The 22,040-nt window shown below is 64.6% G+C and carries 21 protein-coding genes; 9 read left to right on the plus strand and 12 right to left on the minus strand.

Annotated elements, in window-relative coordinates:
* Nucleotides 1–2 precede the first annotated feature (2 nt).
* The 5 genes from cutA (at nucleotide 3) to FRC98_RS12920 (ending at nucleotide 6,233) form a co-directional block, all read left to right on the plus strand.
* Nucleotides 3–317 carry a divalent-cation tolerance protein CutA gene (gene cutA / locus FRC98_RS12900; RefSeq protein WP_146981848.1) on the plus strand — a complete coding sequence of 105 codons (315 nt, stop codon included), beginning with the start codon at nucleotides 3–5 and terminating at the stop codon, nucleotides 315–317.
* Nucleotides 295–2,967 carry a PEP/pyruvate-binding domain-containing protein gene (locus FRC98_RS12905; protein WP_146981849.1) on the plus strand — a complete coding sequence of 891 codons (2,673 nt, stop codon included), beginning with the start codon at nucleotides 295–297 and terminating at the stop codon, nucleotides 2,965–2,967. The genes cutA and FRC98_RS12905 overlap by 23 nt, the downstream gene beginning before the upstream one ends.
* 164 nt (nucleotides 2,968–3,131) lie before the next feature.
* Nucleotides 3,132–4,184, plus strand: coding sequence for a pirin family protein (locus FRC98_RS12910; protein ID WP_146981850.1), 1,053 nt, complete (start codon nucleotides 3,132–3,134; stop codon nucleotides 4,182–4,184).
* Nucleotides 4,185–4,454: 270 nt separating this feature from the next.
* Nucleotides 4,455–5,579, plus strand: a complete 1,125-nt coding sequence (locus FRC98_RS12915) for a metal-dependent hydrolase (RefSeq protein WP_146981851.1) — start codon at nucleotides 4,455–4,457, stop codon at nucleotides 5,577–5,579.
* Nucleotides 5,580–5,837: 258 nt separating this feature from the next.
* Complete coding sequence (locus FRC98_RS12920; RefSeq protein ID WP_146981852.1) at nucleotides 5,838–6,233, plus strand: phage tail protein; 396 nt, start codon at nucleotides 5,838–5,840, stop codon at nucleotides 6,231–6,233.
* A gap of 15 nt (nucleotides 6,234–6,248) precedes the next feature.
* Here the strand turns inward: FRC98_RS12920 and FRC98_RS12925 are convergent, their stop codons facing one another.
* The 4 genes from FRC98_RS12925 to FRC98_RS12940 are packed head-to-tail and all read right to left on the minus strand — an operon-like array spanning nucleotide 6,249 to nucleotide 8,341.
* The gene (locus FRC98_RS12925; RefSeq protein ID WP_146981853.1) at nucleotides 6,249–6,626 is read right to left on the minus strand and encodes a heavy-metal-associated domain-containing protein; all 378 of its coding nucleotides are present in this window, start codon (nucleotides 6,624–6,626) and stop codon (nucleotides 6,249–6,251) included.
* The gene (locus tag FRC98_RS12930; RefSeq protein ID WP_146981854.1) at nucleotides 6,623–6,886 is read right to left on the minus strand and encodes a thioredoxin family protein; all 264 of its coding nucleotides are present in this window, start codon (nucleotides 6,884–6,886) and stop codon (nucleotides 6,623–6,625) included. Before FRC98_RS12930 ends, FRC98_RS12925 begins: the two co-directional genes overlap by 4 nt.
* Nucleotides 6,883–7,695 (minus strand): MerC domain-containing protein, encoded by an 813-nt coding sequence (locus tag FRC98_RS12935; protein WP_146981855.1) that lies wholly within the window; start codon nucleotides 7,693–7,695, stop codon nucleotides 6,883–6,885. The genes FRC98_RS12930 and FRC98_RS12935 overlap by 4 nt, the downstream gene beginning before the upstream one ends.
* A complete protein-coding gene (locus FRC98_RS12940; RefSeq protein WP_230467571.1) occupies nucleotides 7,685–8,341 on the minus strand; it encodes a MerR family transcriptional regulator in 657 nt (218 codons plus the stop codon). Before FRC98_RS12940 ends, FRC98_RS12935 begins: the two co-directional genes overlap by 11 nt.
* Between FRC98_RS12940 and FRC98_RS12945 the strand changes: the two genes are divergently transcribed.
* Entirely contained in the window at nucleotides 8,333–8,788 is a 456-nt protein-coding gene (locus FRC98_RS12945) for a hypothetical protein (protein WP_230467572.1), read from the plus strand. The two genes, FRC98_RS12940 and FRC98_RS12945, sit on opposite strands and share 9 nt — an antisense overlap.
* 87 nt (nucleotides 8,789–8,875) lie before the next feature.
* Here the strand turns inward: FRC98_RS12945 and FRC98_RS12950 are convergent, their stop codons facing one another.
* Nucleotides 8,876–9,847: a hypothetical protein gene (locus tag FRC98_RS12950; RefSeq protein WP_146981856.1), complete on the minus strand. Its 972-nt coding sequence runs from the start codon at nucleotides 9,845–9,847 to the stop codon at nucleotides 8,876–8,878.
* Nucleotides 9,848–10,147: 300 nt separating this feature from the next.
* On the opposite strand from FRC98_RS12950, the gene FRC98_RS12955 reads away from it, so the two are divergent.
* Nucleotides 10,148–10,570 carry an HIRAN domain-containing protein gene (locus FRC98_RS12955; RefSeq protein ID WP_146981857.1) on the plus strand — a complete coding sequence of 141 codons (423 nt, stop codon included), beginning with the start codon at nucleotides 10,148–10,150 and terminating at the stop codon, nucleotides 10,568–10,570.
* Here FRC98_RS12955 and FRC98_RS12960 read toward each other — a convergent pair.
* The 3 genes from FRC98_RS12960 to FRC98_RS12970 all read right to left on the minus strand — a co-directional run bounded on the left by FRC98_RS12960 (nucleotide 10,555) and on the right by FRC98_RS12970 (nucleotide 13,672).
* Entirely contained in the window at nucleotides 10,555–11,826 is a 1,272-nt protein-coding gene (locus FRC98_RS12960) for a type II toxin-antitoxin system HipA family toxin (protein WP_230467573.1), read from the minus strand. The genes FRC98_RS12955 and FRC98_RS12960 overlap by 16 nt on opposite strands.
* A complete protein-coding gene (locus FRC98_RS12965) occupies nucleotides 11,819–12,082 on the minus strand; it encodes a helix-turn-helix domain-containing protein (RefSeq protein WP_146981859.1) in 264 nt (87 codons plus the stop codon). Before FRC98_RS12965 ends, FRC98_RS12960 begins: the two co-directional genes overlap by 8 nt.
* Nucleotides 12,083–12,511: 429 nt before the next feature.
* Nucleotides 12,512–13,672 carry a hypothetical protein gene (locus FRC98_RS12970; RefSeq protein WP_146981860.1) on the minus strand — a complete coding sequence of 387 codons (1,161 nt, stop codon included), beginning with the start codon at nucleotides 13,670–13,672 and terminating at the stop codon, nucleotides 12,512–12,514.
* A 378-nt stretch (nucleotides 13,673–14,050) separates the two neighbouring features.
* On the opposite strand from FRC98_RS12970, the gene FRC98_RS22045 reads away from it, so the two are divergent.
* Nucleotides 14,051–15,796: a DUF4397 domain-containing protein gene (locus tag FRC98_RS22045; RefSeq protein WP_146981861.1), complete on the plus strand. Its 1,746-nt coding sequence runs from the start codon at nucleotides 14,051–14,053 to the stop codon at nucleotides 15,794–15,796.
* A 114-nt stretch (nucleotides 15,797–15,910) separates the two neighbouring features.
* Nucleotides 15,911–17,656: a DUF4397 domain-containing protein gene (locus FRC98_RS12980; protein ID WP_146981862.1), complete on the plus strand. Its 1,746-nt coding sequence runs from the start codon at nucleotides 15,911–15,913 to the stop codon at nucleotides 17,654–17,656.
* Nucleotides 17,657–17,793: 137 nt separating this feature from the next.
* Here the strand turns inward: FRC98_RS12980 and FRC98_RS12985 are convergent, their stop codons facing one another.
* The 4 genes from FRC98_RS12985 to FRC98_RS13000 form a co-directional block, all read right to left on the minus strand.
* Nucleotides 17,794–18,054 (minus strand): hypothetical protein, encoded by a 261-nt coding sequence (locus FRC98_RS12985; RefSeq protein ID WP_146981863.1) that lies wholly within the window; start codon nucleotides 18,052–18,054, stop codon nucleotides 17,794–17,796.
* Between the two features lie 113 nt (nucleotides 18,055–18,167).
* A complete protein-coding gene (locus tag FRC98_RS12990) occupies nucleotides 18,168–18,932 on the minus strand; it encodes a hypothetical protein (protein WP_146981864.1) in 765 nt (254 codons plus the stop codon).
* 161 nt (nucleotides 18,933–19,093) lie between these two features.
* A complete protein-coding gene (locus FRC98_RS12995; protein WP_146981865.1) occupies nucleotides 19,094–19,942 on the minus strand; it encodes a hypothetical protein in 849 nt (282 codons plus the stop codon).
* Nucleotides 19,943–20,066: 124 nt separating this feature from the next.
* Nucleotides 20,067–21,680, minus strand: a complete 1,614-nt coding sequence (locus FRC98_RS13000; RefSeq protein WP_230467574.1) for a DUF2325 domain-containing protein — start codon at nucleotides 21,678–21,680, stop codon at nucleotides 20,067–20,069.
* Nucleotides 21,681–22,040 lie beyond the last annotated feature (360 nt).

A 22,040-nucleotide genomic window follows, 5' to 3' on the forward strand; every position in this document is an offset into this window, starting at 1 on the left:
CCATGGTCCGCGTCGTCCTCTGCAACTGCCCCCCTGAAGACGCCAACCGCCTTGCGCGCCAGCTCGTCGAAGAGCGCCTGGCCGCCTGCGTCAACGTCATCCCCGGGGTCACCAGTTTTTATATGTGGGACGACGAGCTCTGCGAAGATCAGGAGCACACCCTGCTGATCAAGACCACCGAGGAGCGCTACCCCGAGCTCTCCCGACGCCTGGCCGAGCTGCACCCCTACAGCGTGCCCGAAGACATCGCCCTGGACAGCGCCCGCGTGGCCGCCGCCTATCACAGTTGGGTTCATGAAACGCTCTCTGACACCTGATCCCATCGTCCGTTTTGGCCCCCACCGCCAGCCCGACGCCCCGTCGAGCTGGACGCTGGGGCTGAGCACCCCGGGCAAGAGCGGCGCCATCAGCCGCCAGCGCGTCGGCGGCAAAGCCTACGGGCTCTGGCAGCTGGTCAGCGCCGGGTTTAACGTGCCCGAAGCCTTCGTCATCACCACCGAAGCCTTCGAGGCCGCCCTCTACCCCCTGGCCCTCCAGGCCTCCTCCCTCGCTGAGCTCCGAGAGGCCATCTTAGAGGCCGAGCTCCCGCGCACGCTTCTCGAAGAGATCGACGCCCGGCTGGCGTCGAGCACCACCGACGCCTGGGCGGTGCGCTCCTCGGCCACCGGCGAAGACGGCCAGCAGCGCTCCTTTGCCGGCCAGGGCCTCTCCCTGCTCGATGTGCAGGGCAGCGAGGCCATCGTCGACGCCATCCGTCAGGTCTGGGCCAGCGCCCTGCGCCTGGAGCGCCTGGTCTACGAGGCCAACGACACCATCACCCTGACCCCGGCGCCGATGGCGGTCATCGTCCAGGCCATGCTCAAACCGGCCTGCGCCGGCGTGCTCTTTTCTCAAAACCCCTTGAGCGGCGACACCAACGAAGTTGTGATCAGCTGCGCCCCGGGCGCCGGCACCGCCGTGGTGCTGGGCCAGGATTCTGAGACATTCTACCTCGACAAACACTCCGGCTATGTGCGCCGCCACGTGGCCGCCGGCGGCGAAGACGCCTCCCCCGAGCAGCCCCCCACGCTCAGCGCCGAGCAGCGCGTCGAGCTCACCCGCGCCGGCGCCACCATCGAGTCGGCCTTAGGCCTGCCCGTCGACATCGAGTGGGCCTACGCCTTCCCCCACCCCGGCGCCCACCGACCCACCCTCTTCTTCGTCCAGGCTCGCCCCATCACCACCTCGGCCACCCGCAACGCCCTCCCCGACCAGGTCTGGACCAACACCAACGTCGGCGAAGCCCTGCCCGGGGTGGCCACCCCGCTGACCTGGAGCATTTTAGAGAGCTTTAGCCGCCGCGGCTTCGAGCAGGCTTTCGGCTCCCTGGGCTTGAGCGTGCCCGACGACGCCGAGCTTGTGCGCGCCTTTAAAGGCCGCATCTACCTCAACCTCACCCGCTTTATGAGCATCGCCAGCGGGCTGCCCATCTTCAGCCCGGAGCGCCTCTTTGAGATGGCCGGCGGAGGCGGCGTGGAGCTTGTGCGCGACATCTACGAGCGCCGCTCCAAACGCGACTTCTTCAAACGCCTGCCCACCACCATCCCCAAAATCCTCGGCGCCCAGCTCTCCATGCCGCTTGTCGCCCCCTTATGGGGCCGCTACTTCACGAGCAAGGTCGACGAGTTCTTCGATCGCGACCTCTCCCAGCTCTCCTCCACCGAACTTCTCGGGGAGCTCGACCACCTCGACGGCCTCTTCGAGCGCACCGGCCTTGTGATGCTCTCGGTAAGCTCCAACTTCCTGATGAGCTACGCGCTGACCTCCGAGGCACTCCGTCTCCTGGGCGCTACCGGGATCGACGCCCCCTCCTCCCCCCGCGACTTCATCGCCGGCCTGGACGTCAAAAGCGCCGAGCCCGGCCTGGCGCTTCTGGAGCTCGGCCGCATCGCGCGGCGCTCGTTGCGCCTGCGACGCCTGATCACCGAAAACGCCCCCGCCGAGGTCCATGAAGCGCTGCATGCGCAGTCGCAACATGATGATGTGGCGATGTTTCTGGTCGAGCTCGACGCCTTTCGCAAACACTACGGCCACCGCGCCCCCCGCGAGGCCGAGCTCGCCACACCCCGCTGGCGCGAAGACATGAGCTTTCTCTTCGAGGTGCTCCAGAGCTTCATCGACGCCCCGCACCTCCCCAGCCCCATGGAGAGCGTGCGCCAGCAAAAACGCGCCCGCCAGCTCCCCACCCCCGAGCTCCCCGCCCCGCTGGGTAAAGCGCTCTCGGCGGTCATCGGCCTGACGCGCAAAAACGCCCGCCAGCGCGAATACATGCGCGACCGCGTCGTCGACGCCCTCGACGTCTACCGCCGCTTCTTCCTGGAGTGCGGCCGCCGTCTCACCGAACACAACATCCTGCAGAGCCCCGACGAGGTCTTCTTTCTGACCGCCCCGGAGCTGCGCGCCTGGCTGGGCGCCCCGCACCTGGCCTCCACCTTCGCGCTGCGCGTGCTGGCCCGACGCGCGCTCTTTCACCATTACAAACACCTGCCCGACCCGCCGGATACCTTTCTGCTGCGCGGCCACGAGATCATCGCCGACGACGATCCTCATCAACACGCCCCCGACCCCTCCCGCGCCACCTCGCGTCTCAGCGGTCTGGGCGGAAGCCCCGGCCGCGTCACCGGCCCGGCCCGCGTAATCCTCGATCCCTCCAGCGAAGACGCCTCGATTCGCCCCGGCGACATCCTGGTCGCCCCCTACACCGATGTGGGCTGGACCCCCCTCTTCCTGACCGCCGCCGGCGTCGTCATGAGCCTGGGCGGTCCCTTAAGCCACTCCTGCATCGTCGCCCGCGAGTACGGCATCCCCACCGTCGTCAACGCTCGCCGCGCCACCGAGATCATCAAAAACGGCGACCTGATCACCGTCGATGGCGACCAGGGCATTGTATTTATTCACCCCCGCGACGACGCCTCCGCCTCCCCCTGAGGTCACCTCGGGCGCGTTGCGCTCACGCAACATCGCCGTCCATCCTGCGGGGGATTGCGCCGCCCTGCTCGCTCGTTATTTCGACGATTGCGCAGAGGTTGCCCCTGCAGCACTGCGCCCAACTTCCCGTCATCATGACGCTGTTTGCCCCCACGGAGCCCCCCATGAGCGAGACGAAAAAAGACGCGATCCGCGCCATTGTTCCCCTCACCTCCACCCCCTGGCCCACCCTCGATCCCTTTCTCTTCTGCGTGCACCACAACGACCATTACCCGGTGGCCAACGAGAAGATGGGCCCCGACGCCTCTCTGGCCGGCCGCAACATCGGCAATGACTTTTCGGGCAAAGACGGCTGGTCGATGTACCACGGCGACACCGTCCCCGGCTTTCCGCGCCACCCTCACGCCGGCTTTGAGACCGTGACCATCGCCCGCAAAGGGTTTATCGATCACAGCGACTCGATGGGCGCCTCCGCGCGCTTTGGCCAGGGCGACGTGCAGTGGATGACCGCCGGCAAAGGCGTGGTGCACTCCGAGGCTTTTCCCCTCCTCGACCGCGAAAACCCCAACACCACCGAGCTCTTTCAGATCTGGCTGAACCTGCCGCGCGAAGACAAAAAGAAAGACGCCTACTTCACGATGTTCTGGAACGAGACCATCCCGCGCCACCTCATCAAAGAGGGCGACGCGACCGTGGGCGAAGTTGCAGTGATCGCCGGCGCCCTGCACGGGCTCGACGCCCCCACCCCGCCCCCGAGCTCCTGGGCGGCCCGCGACGAGTCCAACATCGCCATCTGGACGATCAAACTTCAACCCGGCGCCTCCTTCACGCTTCCGGCCGCCAACGACGAGACCGGCCGCGTGCTCTACTTCTTCGAAGGCGACGCCCTCACCCTGGAAGATGTCGTCATGGAGCCCCGACACGGCGCCCAGGTCGAAGGCGACGCCGAGGTCACCCTGCAGAACACCGGCTCCACCCTGGCCGAAGTGCTCGTCTTGCAGGGCCGCCCCATCGGTGAGCCCGTGGTCCAGCACGGGCCCTTTGTGGGCAACTACCAGGGCGACATCCGCCAGATCATGATCGACTACCAGAACACCGGCTTTGGCGGCTGGCCCTTTGACGCCGACGCCCCGGTCCACCCCCGCGACAAAGGTCGCTTCGCCATCCACGCCGACGGCCGCGAAGAGACCCCCGCCAACCCCGAAAACGCCGCCTGATTTTTTCGATTTTTCAATCAGGTTTTTTCAGTCAGGTGTTTTCAATCCAACCTATCTAATCCGGTGATGCCAAACACAGACCCAGACACGTCCAGCGTGTGTGGGTGATCGAAAAAAACGAGCGCCGCCCCCTCAGCGCATGAGGGCGCGGCGCTCGTTGCGTTGAGGCATCCTCAAAACATACGCTAAACGCCCTTGCCGAGACTGCCCGAAGCCCCACAATCGACGGCGTCTTCCCGATTCGTCCCTCCCTCTCTGGCAGTCTCAATCATGGATCCCATCGCCCACACCCTGGCCGGCGCCACCCTGGCGCAGACCCGTCTCAAAGAGCTCACCCCGCTGGCGACCGCCACCCTGATCATCGGCGCGAACATCCCCGACATCGACGTTATCGTCTCGGTGCTCGGCGACGACGCCTCACTCCTGCACCGCCGCGGCCACACCCACGGGGTGCTCGCCATGATCCTCCTGCCGCTGATCCTCACCGCCCTGATGCTGGCCTACGACCGGCTCTGGCGACGCCGACGCGATCCTCAAAAAGTCCCCGTCGACCCCCGCGTCACCTTAGGCCTGGCCTACCTGGGCACCTTAAGCCACCCCGCGCTCGACTGGCTCAACACCTACGGCGTGCGACTTTTGATGCCCTTCGACGGGCGCTGGTTCTACGGCGACACCCTCTTCATCATCGACCCCTGGATGTGGTTGTTGATGGGCGCCACCATCGTGCTGACCTACTCCCAACGTCGCCTGGCCATCGGCGCCTGGGCCATCCTCGGCGCCGCGATGAGCGCCGTGATCACCCTGGCTGAGATGGTCCCCACCCCGGCCCGCATCGCCTGGTGGGTGGGCCTTGCCGCCATTATTGCCCTTCGCGCCTCGGGCTACACCCCCGACAAACGCCGCCTGGCGGCGGCTTCCTGCCTGGCCATCTTCTGCACCTACCTGGGGCTGATGGGCCTGGGCAACACCCTGGCCTCCTCCCGCGTCACCGAGCATCTGGCCAGCCAGGGCGTCGACGCCGAAGCCGTGATGACCGGCCCCGCCGCCGCAAACCCCTTCGCCCGCGAAGTGCTCGCCAGGTCCTCCACCCACTACCACGCCCTCAAACTCAACCTCTGGCCCGGCACAGACGCCATCACCTCCCGCTACGCCCCCGTCCCCATCGAAGAACCCGACCCCATCGCCCAGGCCGCACTCAACGCCCCCTCCCAGCGCGGCTTTGCCAACTGGGTGCGCTTCCCCGTCTTCGAGGTGCAATCCCACCAGGAGGGCCACACCGTCTTCATCCGCGATCTTCGCTACGTCGAGCCCGACGCCACGACAAGCCGCGGCATCGGCATGCGAAAGGTCGAGCTCGACCTTCAGCTCAACGAGCGCCCCGGCAACTCCGACTAAAAAATCGGGTAGCCCGGGGTGATGTCTCGCCCCGGGCTACCACACCACTGTATACGCGGTTCCGTATACGGCGGCTTATCGCAGACTAACAAAACATCTGCTCTCATCGAGGAAGCGCACACGTCCAGGTGCTGCTAGCCGTCCTTTGAAACAGTTAGTTTCATGTGCGCGGCTCCAGCATTCCACCGTGGTCCACGTCCTTTTCCAGGGCATTTGACGGCGTCATCGTGGATCAAGCACATTTCACTCTAATACAACATCACGCACGCCGGCTTCCACAAATGCAGCGAGCTCTCGATCGAGGTGGCGAACGTCCAGCACTTCGCGGGCGGCTCGCTCATCCCGAACAAGAGTTCCGACCGGTTGACCTTCGCAGACGTCATTTTCGTTCGCGGCGCTACCCAGAACCGCAACATCTTCGACTGGTTCCAGGACGTGGCGCTCACCTTGAGCGGCCTCGGCCTGACCGATGTCAACTACAAGCGCAACCTCGACATCGTGCAGCAGGACCGCGACGGCACGACGCTGCGGCGCTGGTCGCTCTCCCGCGCGTGGCCCGTGAAGTTCGTCGCTGGCGACTGGGACAACGAGAGCGACGAGAACGTCATCGAGTCGGTGACGCTGACCTACGACTTCTTCGAGCTGATCCAGTAGGCGGAGGCCACTGGCTCAAGGGGACGCGACGCGTGCCGTGAACGCCGGCGCGTCGCCGCGGTCAGCGCCTGTGATGGCGGCTGCTATGGCCTCTGGCGTGGTCGCGTCTGGGCGGTAGCGGACGACGACGGTACCGTCCTCGAACACGCCGCGCGCAGAGACACAGCCAGGCACCTGGGAAGCAGCCTCGGCGGCCGCGTTCGCGCATCCCTGGCAGACTATCCCCTCGACGGCGATGACGGCCTCGGCTTCCGCCGCCTCATTGGACCCCGCTGACTCCTGCTCTGCCCCCTCGAAGGTCTGAGGCGGTGGCGGCTCGGCCCGCGAGCAGCCGCCCGCGGCGAGGGCCGCGAGCAGGCTGCCGACGAGCAGTTGAAGCAGCCGAGGCTTCATGCGGTGGGCCTCCCGACGCCAGCCGCCTGGAGCGAAGCCTTGTCGACCCCCCCCGCGCAGCAGTCGAGGAGCTTGCCGTCGACCACCACGGCCGGGACGGACCTGATTCCCAGGTTGCGCGCTCGAGCGGCGACTTCGGTGTCGCTCATGTCGAGGACCTCCACCGAACACGACCCGCAGATCGTATCGTTGACGAGATCGATGGTGTCGACGCATGCCGGGCAACCAGCGCTGAAGATTTCGATGTGACGTTGACTCATGTTGTTTCTCCTTGAATGGCCGACGCGCTTTGTGCGGTCGGGGCTTGGGGTGTTGTCGTGTCACAGCACGACCTGACCGGCGCGGTCGGCTCACATGCCGAGCACTCCGGCGATGCGGCCAGCTTGCGAGGCCACGAATTCCAGAAAGAGGCGATCATCAAGACGCCCACGCCGCCGAACATGGCGGGGTCGCTCTCGAAGTAGAACTTGCCGATGAGCAGGAGCGCCGAGGCGATGAGCCCGAGCGCGAGGGGTCCGTGTCCGCGACGACGCTTTGCGCGGAACCCCAGGAAGAACAGCGCGACGACGAGGAAGGCAGCCGTCAGGGCGAACAGGTAGCGGGCGTCGATCAGGAACGAGACCCCCAGCGAGCTGAGCACCCCCGCGTATGCAGGCCAGCACGCTGGGCAGGCGATCTTGGGCAGTAACGCAACCCCGAAGGCGGGCGCTGCCGCGGCGAGTCGTTTCCAGGAGAACCGGTCGCCGTTCGGTGGAGCGGCAAGCTGGGCCGGAGGCCTCAACGCGGCGGCGATGACGTCGGCGGAAGGCGCGCCGAGGAGAGCGCCATCGGCCGCGTGGTAGAGACGGCACGATTGACCGTTGCCGGCTGGATGGCCCGCAACGTCGACTCCATCGACGAGGATGCTCGGGGAGCCGAACGCGCGAGCGTGATCGGGGCAGTCCGTCTCATCGACGCACCACTCGCGCCACCGCGCTGGGACGCCGGCGACGGAGAAGGCCCGCATGAGGTTCTGCCGGGCCGCGGTGACGTTCGGGCAATCACGCTGCCAGATGAGCTCAACCTCCATCGCCGAACCCTCCCTCAAGAGCCCCCAAGATGGGGCAGTCGTCCAAGGCGCCGTCACCGGGGCATGCCTCCGCCAACGTCAGGAGTGCGCGCTCGATTCGCTGGAGGTCCTCGATCTTTCGGCGGACGTCGTCGATCTTGTCCTCGGCACGCGCTCTCACAGTCCCACACGTCGCGGGTCCCGCGCGGAGCTCGAGGAGCTCCCGTGTCTCCCGCAAGGTGAACCCGAGTTCCTTCGCGCGGGCGATGAACTGCAAGCGCGAGATCGTGCTCTCGGGGTAGCGTCGATAGCCGCTCGACGGGTCGCGCGCGGGCTCCGGTAGGAGCTTCTCTCGCTCGTAAAAGCGGATGGTCTCCACGCCGATCCCGGCGCGCTTGGCGACCTTTCCGATTGTGAGCGTGGTGCTGTTCGTGGCGTTGTTCACGTCGTCTCCGGGGAGGCGGTTACCCTCTACACAGACAACGTAAGGCCTGTAGTATACTACAGAGTCAAGGGTCGATCCGATTTTTTCGAGGCCGAGTCCCAGGACGTGTGCCGTCCCACGCCCCCACATCCCCGGCTCTACTCCGATGGAGGCCGTGCACCTGCCGTCCTCCGACGACCCCCACGAGGGGAACACCGTATCGGAGGAGAGCGCATGTCCCACGTCATCACCTGCCCATCGGGGCTCACGGGCCGCATCCGCGGCATGAAGGTCTGCGAGGAGCGTGTCCTGGCCGACCGGAAGTTTGTTAAGAGCGGCGGGCAGGTCGACGCGCTGCTCGGCGCGTGCTGGGAGGAGACGCTCGAGCCGGGGCTCTACGACTTCGGTGACAAGGACATCGACTGGGGCGCGGTGCTCCAGGGCGACCGCTTCTTCGAGGACCTCAGCATGCGGGACGCGGACTTCCTGGTCGACGCGTTCGACCGGGTCGACTGCGGTGTGGACACGGCCATCGAAGTGCGATCCCACCAGGAGGGCCACACCGTCTTCATCCGCGATCTTCGCTACGTCGAGCCCGACGCCACGACAAGCCGCGGCATCGGCATGCGAAAGGTCGAGCTCGACCTTCAGCTCAACGAGCGCCCCGGCACCGGGAGCGGATCGCACTGAGCACTGAACCATGAGCAAAAAACCTGGCGCAGCATCTCGCTGCTCATGTGCGGCGACCTGCCCGGCAGCTCTTCAGCCGGCAGCTCTTCAGCAGCCACGCAGCTCCGTACGCAGCGGCTCATCGAGGATCTCCCAGCAACTCTCAAAACCGAGCGTGTCCACGCAGGACTGCGCCTCACCGCAGGTCTCGTAGCAGTTCGCTTCCATGAGCGTGAAGGCGTTGAGACACTCAATCGTCTCATACATCGCGCCTCGGTCGCGCAGCACCACCTCGTCGCAGCCGCTCATATCGTGCACGAGCGCATCCACGCACTCCTGCTCGCTGGAGAAGGGCTCGCTATCGCAGGCGCAGCTCGCTTCGAGCGACGTCACAACGCGCTGCGCGTAGGTCTCGCGCACCTCCTGGAGCATCGTCTCGGTCACCGGCCCGTCCAGCGGCATCGAGATCGCAGCCATCTTACCCCCGAAAATCCGCGGGTTGGTGTAGCGCAAGAAGGTCGCCGTGGTATCCGGAGAGATCCGGAAGGCGACCGTGCAGATGCTCTCTTCACCTGTCGCCGCAATCTCGGCCGGAGTGCCCGAAGCGCATCCACCCTCAAGCTCCGCGCCCAGAGCCATCGCCTCCACCCAGACATCGCCCTCGGTGGTGGAGATCTGAAGCTCCAGATCTTCCAGCGCCATCCCCACACCCGGGTCCGCGCTGATGTTTTCCAGCTTCGCGTCCACCAGCAAGAAGACCTCTTCCAGCGACGCCACCTCCTCCCCGAGGCGATACGCATAACGCACATCCTCGCCCCAGAACCTCACAGAGTCGCTCGGAAGTTCGTCGTCATCGTCGTTGCCCGTGTCCTCTTCCGTCACATCGGCGGCGTCTTCGTCTGCGGCGGTGTCCTCGTCTTCCGCATCGGCGACATCCGCCTCCTCATCGACATCCGCGTCCTCCGAAACATCCGAAATATCACCGGCGTCCGGCTCTGCGATCGGGGTGGGATCCGGCGAGTCGCTTGAGCATCCGGTGATCCACGCGGCGGCCAACATGACGATCATGATTCGTTTCATACCTTTCTCCATCAACACATTTCGACATTAAGTCTTCGATCGCGCCGCGCCTCGAAGGCGTCGTCGCACTCCATATTCAACCTGTGGGGCCCTCGTCCTTACACCTGGTTCCAGGATCTGGCGAGGACGGCCTCCATTCATCCGGGCCACATCCTTCCCCGCAGGGGCCTCTCTTACGCAAAAAAAACCAGCCTATTCAATCATTTGATCGCAGGAGGCTCAAACACGCGCTGTCCCGGCGTCATCCACGCCCCTATCTTGAGGCATGAGAAAAACCTCACTCGCAACCCGGAGGCTCCCATGCACCGAATCGAAAGCTCGCGCCATCACCGCACCTCGCCACCGCCGCCCCCGGGTCACGCCCTGCTCATCCACACCCCGGTGGCCGGCCTGCAATTTCATGAGTTCCAGCTGGCCGCCTTTCCCCTGGATCTGGGCCAACGCCTGCGCGTGGTACGCGAGCCCGACAACCCCTACGACGCCCGCGCCATCGCCCTCTACGCCGGCGACCGCCGCATCGGCTACGTTCCTCGCCGACTCAACAAGATGCCCGCGCGCCTCCTCGACGCCGGCTGGCCGCTGATCGCGCGCATCGAACACCTCATCACTGGCTACCGCGACCGCGGCCCCGCCCACACCCGCCCCTCCCCCTTCGCCTACCCCCGCGAGATGAAGATCGTCATCGCCCTCTTCATCCCCCTCCACGATCAGGGACGGTCCTGACGCAGGTTGTTTTCGAGCGCACGGGCGCGTTGCTCCATCGCGCGTTCGACCCTCTCGACGGCTGGCGAGTACTCAACATGCTCGTGCAATGCAGCGAGCGCCGTCTCCCAGGCTCTTTTACGTTGACCCAAAAGACGCTCAAGCTCTCGCGTCGCAAGTGCGGGGCGCATATCCCAGCCCTCGGCGAGCGCTTCGAAGTGGCGCGGTCGCAAACGATCTGCGTTGACTTCGCCATCCACAGCCATCGCCAACCCCGTATGCACCCCCTCAATCGCCCGGGTGCACACAAGATCGTAAAAGGGCGCAAGACAAGGACCTCTCGCGCCATAGAGCAGCGATAGATTTTTGGCGTGTCCATCCGCGTTGCCGCTCAACGCGTTGAACATCACCCACCGCAGCAGGTTCACAAGGTCCTTTGCGGCTTGCGTCGACACCTCACCTAAACGCCTGCCGATCTCCAGCAGTGTGGGGCCCCCTTCACTCTGGTACTTGCGATGCCGTGACAAAGCGAAGACCTGACAAAAATCCTCTTGATGAAGACGCACCGTCGCCCCATCGAGGTCACGCCGATCATAACGCTCCACGACCAGAAAAGGGGTGCTCGCCCCAACGTCAAGGTCGACATGACAGACGGGCAGCCCCAGCGCTGCGGCAAAACGCATCGTCAAAAACTCGTTCACTGAAAGATGCCGAAACCTCAAAGAGTCAAACTTCAAGATATGGGTGCTCGCCTCATGACTTGCCGGCACCACGTAGTGGTCCCCCTCCCGAATGCACGCCATTTTGTGCTGAGCGCCGGCCAGGGATAAACGCGGCGGCTCACCTGATTCTTCTGCCCAGCCCACAGGCTCGCCATCAGCCCAACGCTCCAATTCAGACGTGGTGAGGATGCGACGAACTCGTGCGTTTGCAAAACGTTGCTTCGTTTGTGTTTCGGCTCCGACGATACGAAAAGCCCCGGCCGTCTCCTCGCCCAACGCCGCCAACAACGCGACATCATTCTCGACGCTTATGCCCAACTGCGCCGCGATCATCTCGCGAGCTCCCCCCTCCGGCAAAAGATTCTCGAAAAACGCGTGCGCCACCTCCGGGCCGAAACCTCTCTCCCGAAGCGGCAACGACTGGCTCAGCGCAAAAGCCCCACCGTGGGCGAGCCAATCTGAATCGTAGACGAAACTCAGACGATCGCCGTCATGCAGGTCGGCTCTACCGACCCGACGATCCTCATAATACACCCACAGCGCCGCCTCATTCATACCGCGACTCGCCCCAGTACCGGCTCTGCTCATGGTGTCGACGCAACACCATCACATCGAGCCCCGCTCGGCTGAGCAACCGCAGCACCAACCCGATCTCCGCGCTTTCTTTGCCGCGTTCAACCTCCGAGAGAAAGCGCACCCCCACGCCGCACGCATCGGCAAACTCCTGCTGGGTCAACCCCTGCGACTGGCGCGCCTCCCGAATTCTTGCCCCCAACTCCGCCACGCTGTGTATCGGCTCTCGCGTCTTCATCACGTTCCTCCACTGCGTCAGCACGCAACACGGGAACTCACCACCCGGCGATGATGCAACTTTCCCGTTCGGGAAAATTAGCAACGCCACGTCCTCCCATCAACACAATCTTCCCGTTCGGGAAAATCCCCCCTTCGTTTCACCAACTCCCCCACAATTTTCCCGCTCGGGAAAGTCCCCCCGAAACCGCCGACCCGAGCGCCCCAGGGCGGGGCCTGACAAGGAGCCAGGACGACGCTGTGGCAGCGCCACCGCGACGACGCAGCGACGCCGTCAGCGTCGTCCTGAGTGAGCTCGGCACTTCTCGAAAAATAAAAACCCCGAGCGCATCCAGGGCGGGGCCGGCAAGGAGCCAGGAGGAGCGTGTAGCAGCGCTACCGCGACGACGCAGCGACACAGCCAGCGTCGTCCTGGGGCGCTCGGCACGCATCACTCACACCGGAACGCACAGTAAAGCCTCTCTTCCCCCTCCTCCACCGGCACCGTGCAGGAGATGCCCACGTAGTAGGCCAGCGGGTTCTCGGTGAGGATCGAGCAGGGTTTGCCCTCAATGGCCTCTACCGTGGTGCCGTGCTCCACATTGGAAGGCAGCGGACCGGCGCGGCGCTCGACGTTGCCCTCATGCAACCACCCCGATTCGTTGCTGTAGGTAAAGGGCCGGCCGCCCACATGGGTCAGCGTGTAGGGGCATCTCAGCTCGCAGCTCTCCCCCTGCGACGCGGGCTCCTCCCCTTCACAGAACTCAGGGTGCGCAAAGCCGCCGGCGTCGCGCGCACACGTCACCGTGCGCGTGGCCACGCCGCCGGGGTTAGTCTCGTTCACACACTCCACCCCGGTGCAGAGCCACTCGGTGGCCTCCCAGGCGATCTCGTGCTCCGGGGTTGCGCAGTAGCCAAAGAGGCTGACCTCAGCCACCTGCACCTCGCCAACCAGGGGCGAATCCGAGGCAAAGGTCACGCCGTAGGCTACATAGTCGCGCGCGTTGCTCAGTTCCTCCGGGGTAAAGACCACCGGGCTCTCGGCATCAAAAGGCTTGGAGGTCACGCCATACCAGTGGGTATTGTCGGCGCGGCGCCCCACCACCTGCACCGTCCCGCTGCCGCCGGCGGGGAAGTTCGTCTCGTCATAAATGAAGAACCCATCTTCGGGCGCGTGCACCTCCAGGCGTCGCAGCCGCGTCTCGCAACGGAACTCCTTATAAAGCAGCGGATCATCATCCAGGTTTTCATAGATCGGCGTGATCGCCGCCGCATCCACCCCCTGATCGATCTGCCCGTCAAAGGCCGCCTCCAGGCGCTCGTCAAAACGCCCGTCCACGACCCCGAACTCCGGCCCCAGCGGGTAGAGCGTGCCATCGGGATCGGGCTCAGGGTCGGTATCCGGCTCGGGGTCTGAAGCATCCGGCTCCGAGACATCAAACTGAGGATCGCCCGTATCCTCCTCATCACCGCTATCCGGAAGCCCCGGGCAGTTCGCCTCCACCGCCGCATCGCAGCCGCTGGCCTCCCCGCGACGCGGCCCATCGTCGCCGCACCCGCTCCACGCCAGACTCGCCAGCACGCCAATCAAAATTTTTGCTTTCATCGTCATCCTCTACTGCTCCACGTCATTAGGGCGCGTCAGAGCGCGCCTTGCAGCTGGCACCGCGCACGCATTAACACCATGCCCTCGGCCCTCAACATTAGCTCTCCTGCTCAGGCCCGTATCCTCCCCAAGCTCGCCGCGTTTGTACAGTGACACGCGCGTGAAGGCTTGAAGCCCTCTGCGGCGCGTTTAAATCGCTGGCCACCGGAGAAAAACACCCCGGAAAAAGAGGCAGGCACACATCCGACTACATTTTGCTTCAAAATGTGCTAAGGTACCGCCAACTCGTCATTTATTCTGGCGTCAGCACGCCGCCCTGACCGTGGTGGCAGGAGGCAGCTGACGCACATTGTCGTAAGACAAAATCAACCGAGGCACAGACGTATGAAGTTTGGTAGCAAGCAGGGAATTCGTCTGCTGATCTGCGCGATGTTCGCAGCCGGCGCGGTCGCATGTGGTGGGGAAGTTGAGCAGGGGGCCACCGGCCCCGAAGGCCCCGCAGGGGAGCAAGGCCCCCAGGGTGAGCCGGGTGAAGACGGCGCCCCGGGCGCCGACGGTGAGGACGGCGAAGATGGCGAAGACGGTGAGGATGGCGCCGACGGCCTCAACTCCCTGATCGCCACCGAAACCATTGAGCCCGGCGATGTCTGCGCCAATGGCGGCGTGGCCATCTCCTCGGGCGTCGACGCCAACGCCGATGGCGTCCTCGACGAAGACGAGATCACCTCCACCGAAAACGTCTGCAACGGCGTCGACGGCTCCCTCCTCTGCGACGAAGCCCTGGCCATCACCGGCCTCACCGGCATCGACCAGCGCTTCTTCGCCGGCAACGCCAGCGACCCGATCACCGTGGAGACCAACGGCGAAGGCGACCTCAGCCTGAGCTTCATCGGTCATGGCGCGGAGTTCGACGCCTCCGCCGGCGACGGCACCTTCACCCTCACCCCCGAAGACCTCCTCGACGAGAGCGAGAGCCTTGAGTTCGCGCTTATCGCCAATGGCGAGTGTGGCACCGCGGTGGTCAACTTCACCGTCGAGGAAGTTGAAGCGCCGGTGGCCAACATCCGCCTGGTGCACCTCTTTGAAGGCGCCGGTGAAGTCGACGTGGCCCTCAACGGCACCACCGAGGTGCTGACCTCCATCGACTTCGCCACCGCCGAAGGCCCCCTGGAAGTCGACCCGGGCAACTACAGCTTCGACCTCCTCTCCGAAGGCTCCCCCGTCGGTACCACCGACCCGGCCGACTTCCTGCTGGGTGAATCCTACACCGTGGTCGCCTACAGCAACGCCGGCGCGCTGGACTTCATGATCCTCGAAGACGACGTCGTCAGCCCCCTGGCCGATGACACCTTCCGTCTGCGCGCCATCCACGCCGCCGACGGCGTGGGCAACGTCGCCATCAGCGCCGGCGCGGACGAAACCTCCGCTGCCGAGCTCGTCGCCGACCTGGCCTTCGCCGCCGCCGCCGACGCCGCCGACCTCGCCACCGGCGTAGAGTTCGTGCAGATCGATTCGGCCGGGACCCTCTTCGATTACGTCGGCTTCTCGTCGATGACCTTCGCTGAAGGCGCCATCGCTAACGCCTTCGCCTTCATGCTCGAAGGAGAACCCCACATCTTCGTCCAACAGCTCAGCGATGCCGGCCAGAACGCCATCCTCATTCCCGGTCTGGAGACCTTGCCGGTCGCCATTGACGCCGACGCGCTCAACGCCACGTTCCGCACTGGCGGCGCCGCCGAATGGATGGTCACCGATGCCAACTCCAACACCGGTGACTTCTCGGCCACCAACAGCATCATTGAGAACTACCAGACGTCCTGGCTTGAGATGACCGTTGAGTTCGACGAAGCCGGTGTCTTCGCCTTCGACTGGAGTGTCAGCTCCGAGCCCGAAGGGTACAGCTTCTACGACGGCCTGATCTTCTGCGACACCGAGGGCGAGGACTGCAACTACTTCAGCAACTACATCGAGCGCATCAGCGGTGAAGTGGCCTGGACCAACATCACCTACGAGATTCCGGAAGCGGGCACCTACACCTTCACCTGGCTCTACCGCAAAGACAGCTCTACTGCTGGAGGTGATGATCGCGGGTGGATCGACAACCTGACCTTCACCCCCGGCCTTCCCTGATCGCGCTTAAGCACAACCTCACGCGATCATTGCAGCCGCGGCACCTCCCAACTTTTCGCGGAGGCGCCCGGCCTCGAAGGCACGATGAAGCCCCATTTCTGGAGTACCGACGCTATGAACACATCTCCATCCTATACATTACGCCTGCTGCTCTGCGCGGCCCTGACCACCGGCGCACTCGCCTGTGGCGGCGCCGAAGCCGAGCAGGGCGCCCAGGGCCCCCAGGGCCCCCTCGGTGAGCAGGGCGAGCCCGGCGAAGCCGGACAGCCCGGCACCGACGGCGAAGACGGCGACGACGGCGACGACGGCACCGACGGCGAAGCGGGTCTCAACTCGCTCGTCATCACCGAGAGCGTTGAGCCCGGCGAAGTCTGCGCCAACGGCGGCGTCACCGTCTCGGTCGGCATCGACGACAACGGCGACGACGTCCTCGACGAAGACGAGGTCGACGCCTCCGAGACCGTCTGCAACCAGAACGATGGCGCAAACGACCTCTGCGACGAGGCCTTTGCCATCACCGGTGTCACCGGCGCCGACCAGGCCCTCTACCAGGGCCAGGAAAGCGCCCCGATCACCGTGGCGACCAACGACGACGCCAATGTCTCCCTGGCCTTTGTAGGCGGCGATGCGCTTGAGCCCTCACTCGCCTCCAACACCAGCTTCACGATCACCCCGCAGGAACTTGGCGAGGTTGAGCCGATCACCGTGGTGGCCGCCGGCCAGTGCGGCACTGATGTCGTCACACTTACCTTCGGCGAGGTCGAGCCCTACCTGAGCTATGTCCGCTTCGTGCATATCTTCCCCGGCGCCGGTGAGATTGACTTTGCCCTCTCCGGCTCCACCGAGTCCGAAGCGGCGCTGACCTTTGGCTCGACAGCGAGTTTGCTTGAGCTTGAGCCGGGCACCGCAAGTTTTGATGTGCTCGAAGAGGGCTCGTCGATCGGCACCTCCGACGACTTCACCTTTGAGCCCGCCGTCCACTATACGGTCGTTGCTCACGGCACCGGGGGCGCGCTCGACTTCACGCTGCTCGAAGACGATCTGAGCGCACCGGCCGACGAAGACAGCGCCAGCCTGCGTCTGGTTCACCTGGCCGAGATCGCCGGCCCCGTCGACGTCAGCACCGGTCCCGACATCGACAACCTCGCCACTCTGGTCAGCGCTCTTCCCGTGGGTGCGGTCGGCGACTTTGCCGACTATCTCGTCGACGGTTTTGGCGCCATCCAGCTCAACGCCGGTGGCGTGCTCCTCGACTTTGAAGATGGCGTCGATTCCGCGATCTTCCCCGGCGACATCGCCAACATTTTCGCCTTCGAGACTGCTCAGGGTAACGTGCGTCTGCTGGTGCAGTATCTGAACTTCGCGAGCGCGGTTGAGCTCGTCAGCTCCAGCCCCTCCACCACCCTCTTCGATTTCGAAGACGGCACCCTGCCCACCGAGTTCGTCACCGGCGGCGTGCTCCCCTGGGAGATCACCGACGGCAGCTCCTCGGAGGGCACCTACGCTCTGACCAGCGGGGGCATCACTCACAGTGAGCGCTCGGAGTTGGAGATCACGCTGGAGTTTGATGGCCCCGGCACCTTCGTCTTCGATTGGAACGTCGACTCCGAACGGACCTTCACTTTCTATGACGGCCTGGTCTTCTGCGACAGTGCCGCGGCAGATTGCAGTTTTTTCGACGCTTATGTGACGCGAATCCACGGGGACTTAGACTGGAGCACCGTTTCCTACGACATCCCGGAAGCCGGCATCTACACCTTCTCCTGGATCTACGTAAAGGACAGCAGCGCCAGCGGCGGCAGCGATCAGGGCTGGATCGACAACCTGCGCTTCGCCCAACCTGAGCACAGCTTCCTTTAAGGCTATCTCTACCTCGACCGGCTCAGCCCCAGGGCTGAGCCGGTCGAGCTGAAACACGACCCACAAAAAAGCCCCGCGACCATATCGGTCGCGGGGCTTTTTTCGTCTCGATCGTCTTCGCGCCGAAGCGCGGCGCCTTATTTGGTCGCCGCCCACTTGCGAATCTCGGTGCGGAAGTACTCATCGGCCGCATCGGTCCAGCTAAAATTGTCGCGGATGTACTTCACCGTGTCTTTCTCTACATCGGTGTAGCTGTTGCCATCCTTGACCGCCTCCAGCAACCGGTCCGCATCGCTCTTGGAGAGGCGCCCGTCGCCCTGGCCTTTGGTCAACTTCTCGGCCAACTCCAGCAGCTCACGATCGTACTTCTTGCCATCGATCTCTTTGTAATACGACATTGGGTCCTCCTCCAGAATAACGGGTTGGGTGGGTGGTGCGATGCCCTTAGTTGTAATGCGTGGTGGGGGTGGAGGCAAGGTGGGGAGAGACTCGTCACCCCATCAACGCCCTCTCATGCCGCACCCGCCACCTTCCCCTGTCGCCGCAGCTGCCGCTTGAGCGTGGTGCGCACCATCGCCCGCCAGTTCGAAAGATCGAGCGGGGTGAGCGTGATCAGCACATCCCCCTGACCAAAGCCCGGGTTCTGCGCATAGAAGTAACTGACGTGCGGGTCGCTGAGCTCGCGCTCGGTGATCGGCGCCACATCACCCCGCAGGTGTTTGGGCACCGTGCCGATCCATTCGCCGCCGGGGCCCGGGCGCACGTTGTCACTGTAGCGGGTGGCGACCTGCCGCATCAGCTCGCGCTCGGCCGCCGGCGTCGGCTGTTCGTAGCGCGGCCAGAAGGTCTGGTAGGTGCGAGGAAGCAGCAGGTAGCTCTTGTAGCTGAACACCGCCATCGCCAGGTCGATCGGGGTGCGCGGGTGCTTGAGCCGCGCCTCCAGGAAGTAGGCCATCACCACCGTCTGCAGCACGTTCTTGCCGCGAACATGGGGCTCCAAAAGCGCGTTGCCCGGGTAGAGCACGATGCGCGTCTGGCCCTCCACCTCGTAGCGCTGCACATCCATCGTGCCCACGCCCACAAGCGGCCCGTCGGGGCGCTCGCGCACAAGGATCACGTCGCGTTTGCTCAAATACCCCTCTTCGATCACCTCGGGGCGGCCCTCCATAAAGCGGCTGGCAAAGGCGCAGACCCTCTCAACTTCGGCGGCGCTCAACGAGGTGGTGGGGCGAAACTCCAGGCGCAATCCATTGATACGCAGGTAAGGCGGAAGCATAGGCGGCTCAATGCTCTCATTCCAGGGAGGGTCAGCGACGATCGACCGTGTTCTCAGTCAGAATTGCGCGCGTTGTAGTCGACACTCCCGGCGAGATGCAAGCTCGTCAGATCCGGCCGGATTGCTTTCCGGCCCTGTGTTTAACCCCTCGCCACGCCAACTTAGATGTCGCGACACTCCCCGCCGGCGCAGTCATCGACGCAGGCCCACTCCCCGGTGTCCGTGCAGACGCAGTAGGAAGAGATGCAGACCTCAGGATCGATCACACACGTCCTCCCGGCCGGACAGCTTCCCGGGGTGCAGCCCTGAGGTCTCTCGAAGAGATCGCATGAAAGCCCGTCTAACACCCGCTTACAGACCCCGCCACCACACTCTTCGTCGCAGACCCATTCGCCTCCCTGGCAGCTGCAGTCGGTGGGAATACACACCTCGTCGTCGATATCGCATCGAAGATCTTCGGCACCGCAGTCCGAGCTTTGGGTGCAGCCCTGGGGATTAGGGCCCTGGCACGCTTCATCGGCCGGCTTGCAGACCTTGCCAGAGCAATCGCGGTTGCAGAACCACTCCCCCTCCTCGGTGCACACACATTCGGTAGGGGTACACTGCTCCTCGTCGGGCACGCAGAGCTCATTGCTGGCGCACTCCTCGTGGTCCAGACAGCCGGCAGGGTTGGGCTCTTCGCAGCGAGCCTCCGGGTCGCGGCACTCCCCGCCTCCACAGTCTTCCGAGCAGTACCACACACCCTCCTCTGAGCATATGCAGCTCGACGGTTGGCATACATCCTCACCGCGGGCGCAGAATTGATCCCCCGGGCATTGATCGTCGTCGGTGCAACCGGTCGGATCGGGCTCGGTACATCCCAGGCCTGTGTCGGCTCCGGCGTCGCTGCCCGCATCCTCCGACGTGTGGGGGGCGGCGCTGGTGTCGTCATCATCGCCGCAGGCCGCCGTCCCAAATGCCAGCGTCATCATCACCACCATCATCATCGCCATCAGGTTTCGCGCGCGCATCGCATCCTCTCCCTTATTAAGGTGTGACATAGTGCTATCCCTCAGATGGAGGAGCGATAGCAAAGGTGTCAGGGGAGTTCAAACCTTCAGGATGTGCACACATTTCACAATGATGAGCCTCACCTCAAACCTCGCTTCGCTCGGCTCGATCGAGCTTGACGAAGTTCTCGATGCCCTCGCGCAGCTGCGCCACCCCGTAGCCCCGGTTGCAGTAGACGAGCTCCACCGACGACTTGCCAGCGGCGTCGGTGAGCTGGTCGCTGGCCTTATGGCTCAAGAAGTCGGTGAGCAGGATCACAATATCCACGCTCCCCTGAAGCATGCGGCCGGCCAGGGCCTGCACCTGGCGCATGTTTTCGCCCTTCTTGACCGGAATCCACTCAAAAGACCCGGGCCGAAAGATCTTCTCGATGCGCGCCTGCGCCTCGCTGCGCGTATCGCCGCCGACCATGACCACACGCGAGTTTTGAAGCACCTCATGCCAGGGCCAACCCTCGGGCAGAAGCTCCTCGACGAAGTCGGGCTCAGCGTCTTTTTCGGCCTCGGCCGCGTCGATGGCCTGGCGAAGTTTCGAGAGGGCCGCGCCGCTCAAATGATCGCGAAAGGGGCGCATCAGGCGTACCAGCCGGGGATCGTCGCCGCCTAAGCCCCCCGGAGTCGAGAGGATGTCTTCGACCAGCGCGCGAATGCGGTCGACCGGCGGGCTTGTGTCGATCAGCGCTTCGATCTGCCCCAGCGCCCGCTCCGGGTTCTGCGGGGCGCTCTGCTCCTCGACCTCCTCGCCATAAAGATCATGGGCAAGGCGCGCGAGCTCGCGGTGGTAGTAGGCCGCGTCATCGCTCCAGCGCGCCCCATGCGCCGGCTGATGATCGCGCGCGAGCCCGTGCACAAAGCCCGCCCGCGTGATGTTGAAATGATTGCTCAGGCGATGCAGCACCTTCACCGCATCTTTATCGTTCTGCACCACGCCGCTGCACGCCGCCGGCGTCTCTTCCTGCAGGTGGCGATAACGCGCCGTAATCATACACCCGAGCGCCACCTGCACCTCATGCGGCAGCTCCTCCCACCCCCGCAGGCGCTCATCCTCGGTGGCCGCCTTCAACCTCCCCAGCTCACCGACCACCTGCGGGTAGGAACGCACCATCGAAGGCGGCTCCCCGAGCTGATCGCGAATATCCGGCAAGAGATGCGCCACGATCTGCGCGCCGGTGGCCGCGTGGCTCTTTGCCCCCGCCCGCAGCTTCATCGTTTTGGATAAGCTCGGCGCCACCCGCAGCACAGGTGGTTTGCGCGCCGGCGAGTCTGGAAGGTCTGTGCCTGATGGCTCTCCTGGTTCAGCGTGCCGACGATCATCGTTCAATGTATGTGTTGCCTGCCCATCCACCGCGATCTCGGCCTCTTCAGCCGCCGAACCGTCTTCACACGCCTCCCCCTCCCCCGACTCGACACTCGCCAGCGAGCCCGTCCCCTCTCCGAACTCCAGCGCGCTCCCCTGATCAAAAAGATCGAAAACGCGGGCGCCCAGGTCGCAGAAGATAGCGTCGAGTCTTGTTTCCAGCCGGGCGCGCTCCTCGCGTAGCGCCCGGCCGCGCGCGGCGCTTTTGGCCGCCTGCGCGCTCAAAGAGACAAGCAGCGCGCGCAGCGCGCGGGCCTCCTCCACAAGCCCCTCAAGCTCAGCGTTCTTGCTCAGGATGAGGCGCTCGCTGGCCGCATCCCCGCTGGCCAACACCTCGCTCACCGCCTCTCGTTGCCCTTCATCATCCATTGCATCCTCGCTGGTCTGCCCCCCGGACTGTGGTCGTCGTGCCGCGGCGCGTCACGATCACATCATCATGGCAGACTTCCCCCCCGGATGAACAGCGCCCGGCGGATCTGACTCCCCGAGCCCCACGACCATCTGCGCCTTATGCGAGGTTTCGTCCGGCCCCACACCCCGATTCCCCTTATTTTATGCGCCCTTTCGCAATGCCTGTTACTTATCAGCAAATTGTCACATCAGGTAACACGACGCGATACTGCCGAGGTCATCCCCCACGTAACGCTGGCGGCTGTCGAGCCCCCACTTCGACGTCCCCCGACCTCTCCGCGCTTGAGCGCG

The organism is Lujinxingia vulgaris, assembly GCF_007997015.1.
Classification (GTDB): Bacteria; Myxococcota_A; Bradymonadia; order Bradymonadales; family Bradymonadaceae; genus Lujinxingia; species Lujinxingia vulgaris.

Excerpts from the sequence above, each read along its gene's own strand:
- FRC98_RS12910 (WP_146981850.1), top strand. The coding sequence starts at position 3,132 with ATGAGCGAGACGAAAAAAGACGCGATCCGCGCCATTGTTCCCCTCACC.
- FRC98_RS12905 (WP_146981849.1), top strand. The coding sequence starts at position 295 with ATGAAACGCTCTCTGACACCTGATCCCATCGTCCGTTTTGGCCCCCAC.
- FRC98_RS12965 (WP_146981859.1), bottom strand. The coding sequence starts at position 12,082 with ATGAAGACGCGAGAGCCGATACACAGCGTGGCGGAGTTGGGGGCAAGA.
- FRC98_RS12945 (WP_230467572.1), top strand. The coding sequence starts at position 8,333 with ATGTCCCACGTCATCACCTGCCCATCGGGGCTCACGGGCCGCATCCGC.
- FRC98_RS12980 (WP_146981862.1), top strand. The coding sequence starts at position 15,911 with ATGAACACATCTCCATCCTATACATTACGCCTGCTGCTCTGCGCGGCC.
- FRC98_RS12990 (WP_146981864.1), bottom strand. The coding sequence starts at position 18,932 with ATGCTTCCGCCTTACCTGCGTATCAATGGATTGCGCCTGGAGTTTCGC.
- FRC98_RS22045 (WP_146981861.1), top strand. The coding sequence starts at position 14,051 with ATGAAGTTTGGTAGCAAGCAGGGAATTCGTCTGCTGATCTGCGCGATG.
- FRC98_RS12995 (WP_146981865.1), bottom strand. The coding sequence starts at position 19,942 with ATGCGCGCGCGAAACCTGATGGCGATGATGATGGTGGTGATGATGACG.
- FRC98_RS12985 (WP_146981863.1), bottom strand. The coding sequence starts at position 18,054 with ATGTCGTATTACAAAGAGATCGATGGCAAGAAGTACGATCGTGAGCTG.
- cutA (WP_146981848.1), top strand. The coding sequence starts at position 3 with ATGGTCCGCGTCGTCCTCTGCAACTGCCCCCCTGAAGACGCCAACCGC.
- FRC98_RS12915 (WP_146981851.1), top strand. The coding sequence starts at position 4,455 with ATGGATCCCATCGCCCACACCCTGGCCGGCGCCACCCTGGCGCAGACC.
- FRC98_RS12970 (WP_146981860.1), bottom strand. The coding sequence starts at position 13,672 with ATGACGATGAAAGCAAAAATTTTGATTGGCGTGCTGGCGAGTCTGGCG.
- FRC98_RS12960 (WP_230467573.1), bottom strand. The coding sequence starts at position 11,826 with ATGAATGAGGCGGCGCTGTGGGTGTATTATGAGGATCGTCGGGTCGGT.
- FRC98_RS12950 (WP_146981856.1), bottom strand. The coding sequence starts at position 9,847 with ATGAAACGAATCATGATCGTCATGTTGGCCGCCGCGTGGATCACCGGA.
- FRC98_RS12925 (WP_146981853.1), bottom strand. The coding sequence starts at position 6,626 with ATGAAGCCTCGGCTGCTTCAACTGCTCGTCGGCAGCCTGCTCGCGGCC.
- FRC98_RS12955 (WP_146981857.1), top strand. The coding sequence starts at position 10,148 with ATGCACCGAATCGAAAGCTCGCGCCATCACCGCACCTCGCCACCGCCG.
- FRC98_RS12935 (WP_146981855.1), bottom strand. The coding sequence starts at position 7,695 with ATGGAGGTTGAGCTCATCTGGCAGCGTGATTGCCCGAACGTCACCGCG.
- FRC98_RS12930 (WP_146981854.1), bottom strand. The coding sequence starts at position 6,886 with ATGAGTCAACGTCACATCGAAATCTTCAGCGCTGGTTGCCCGGCATGC.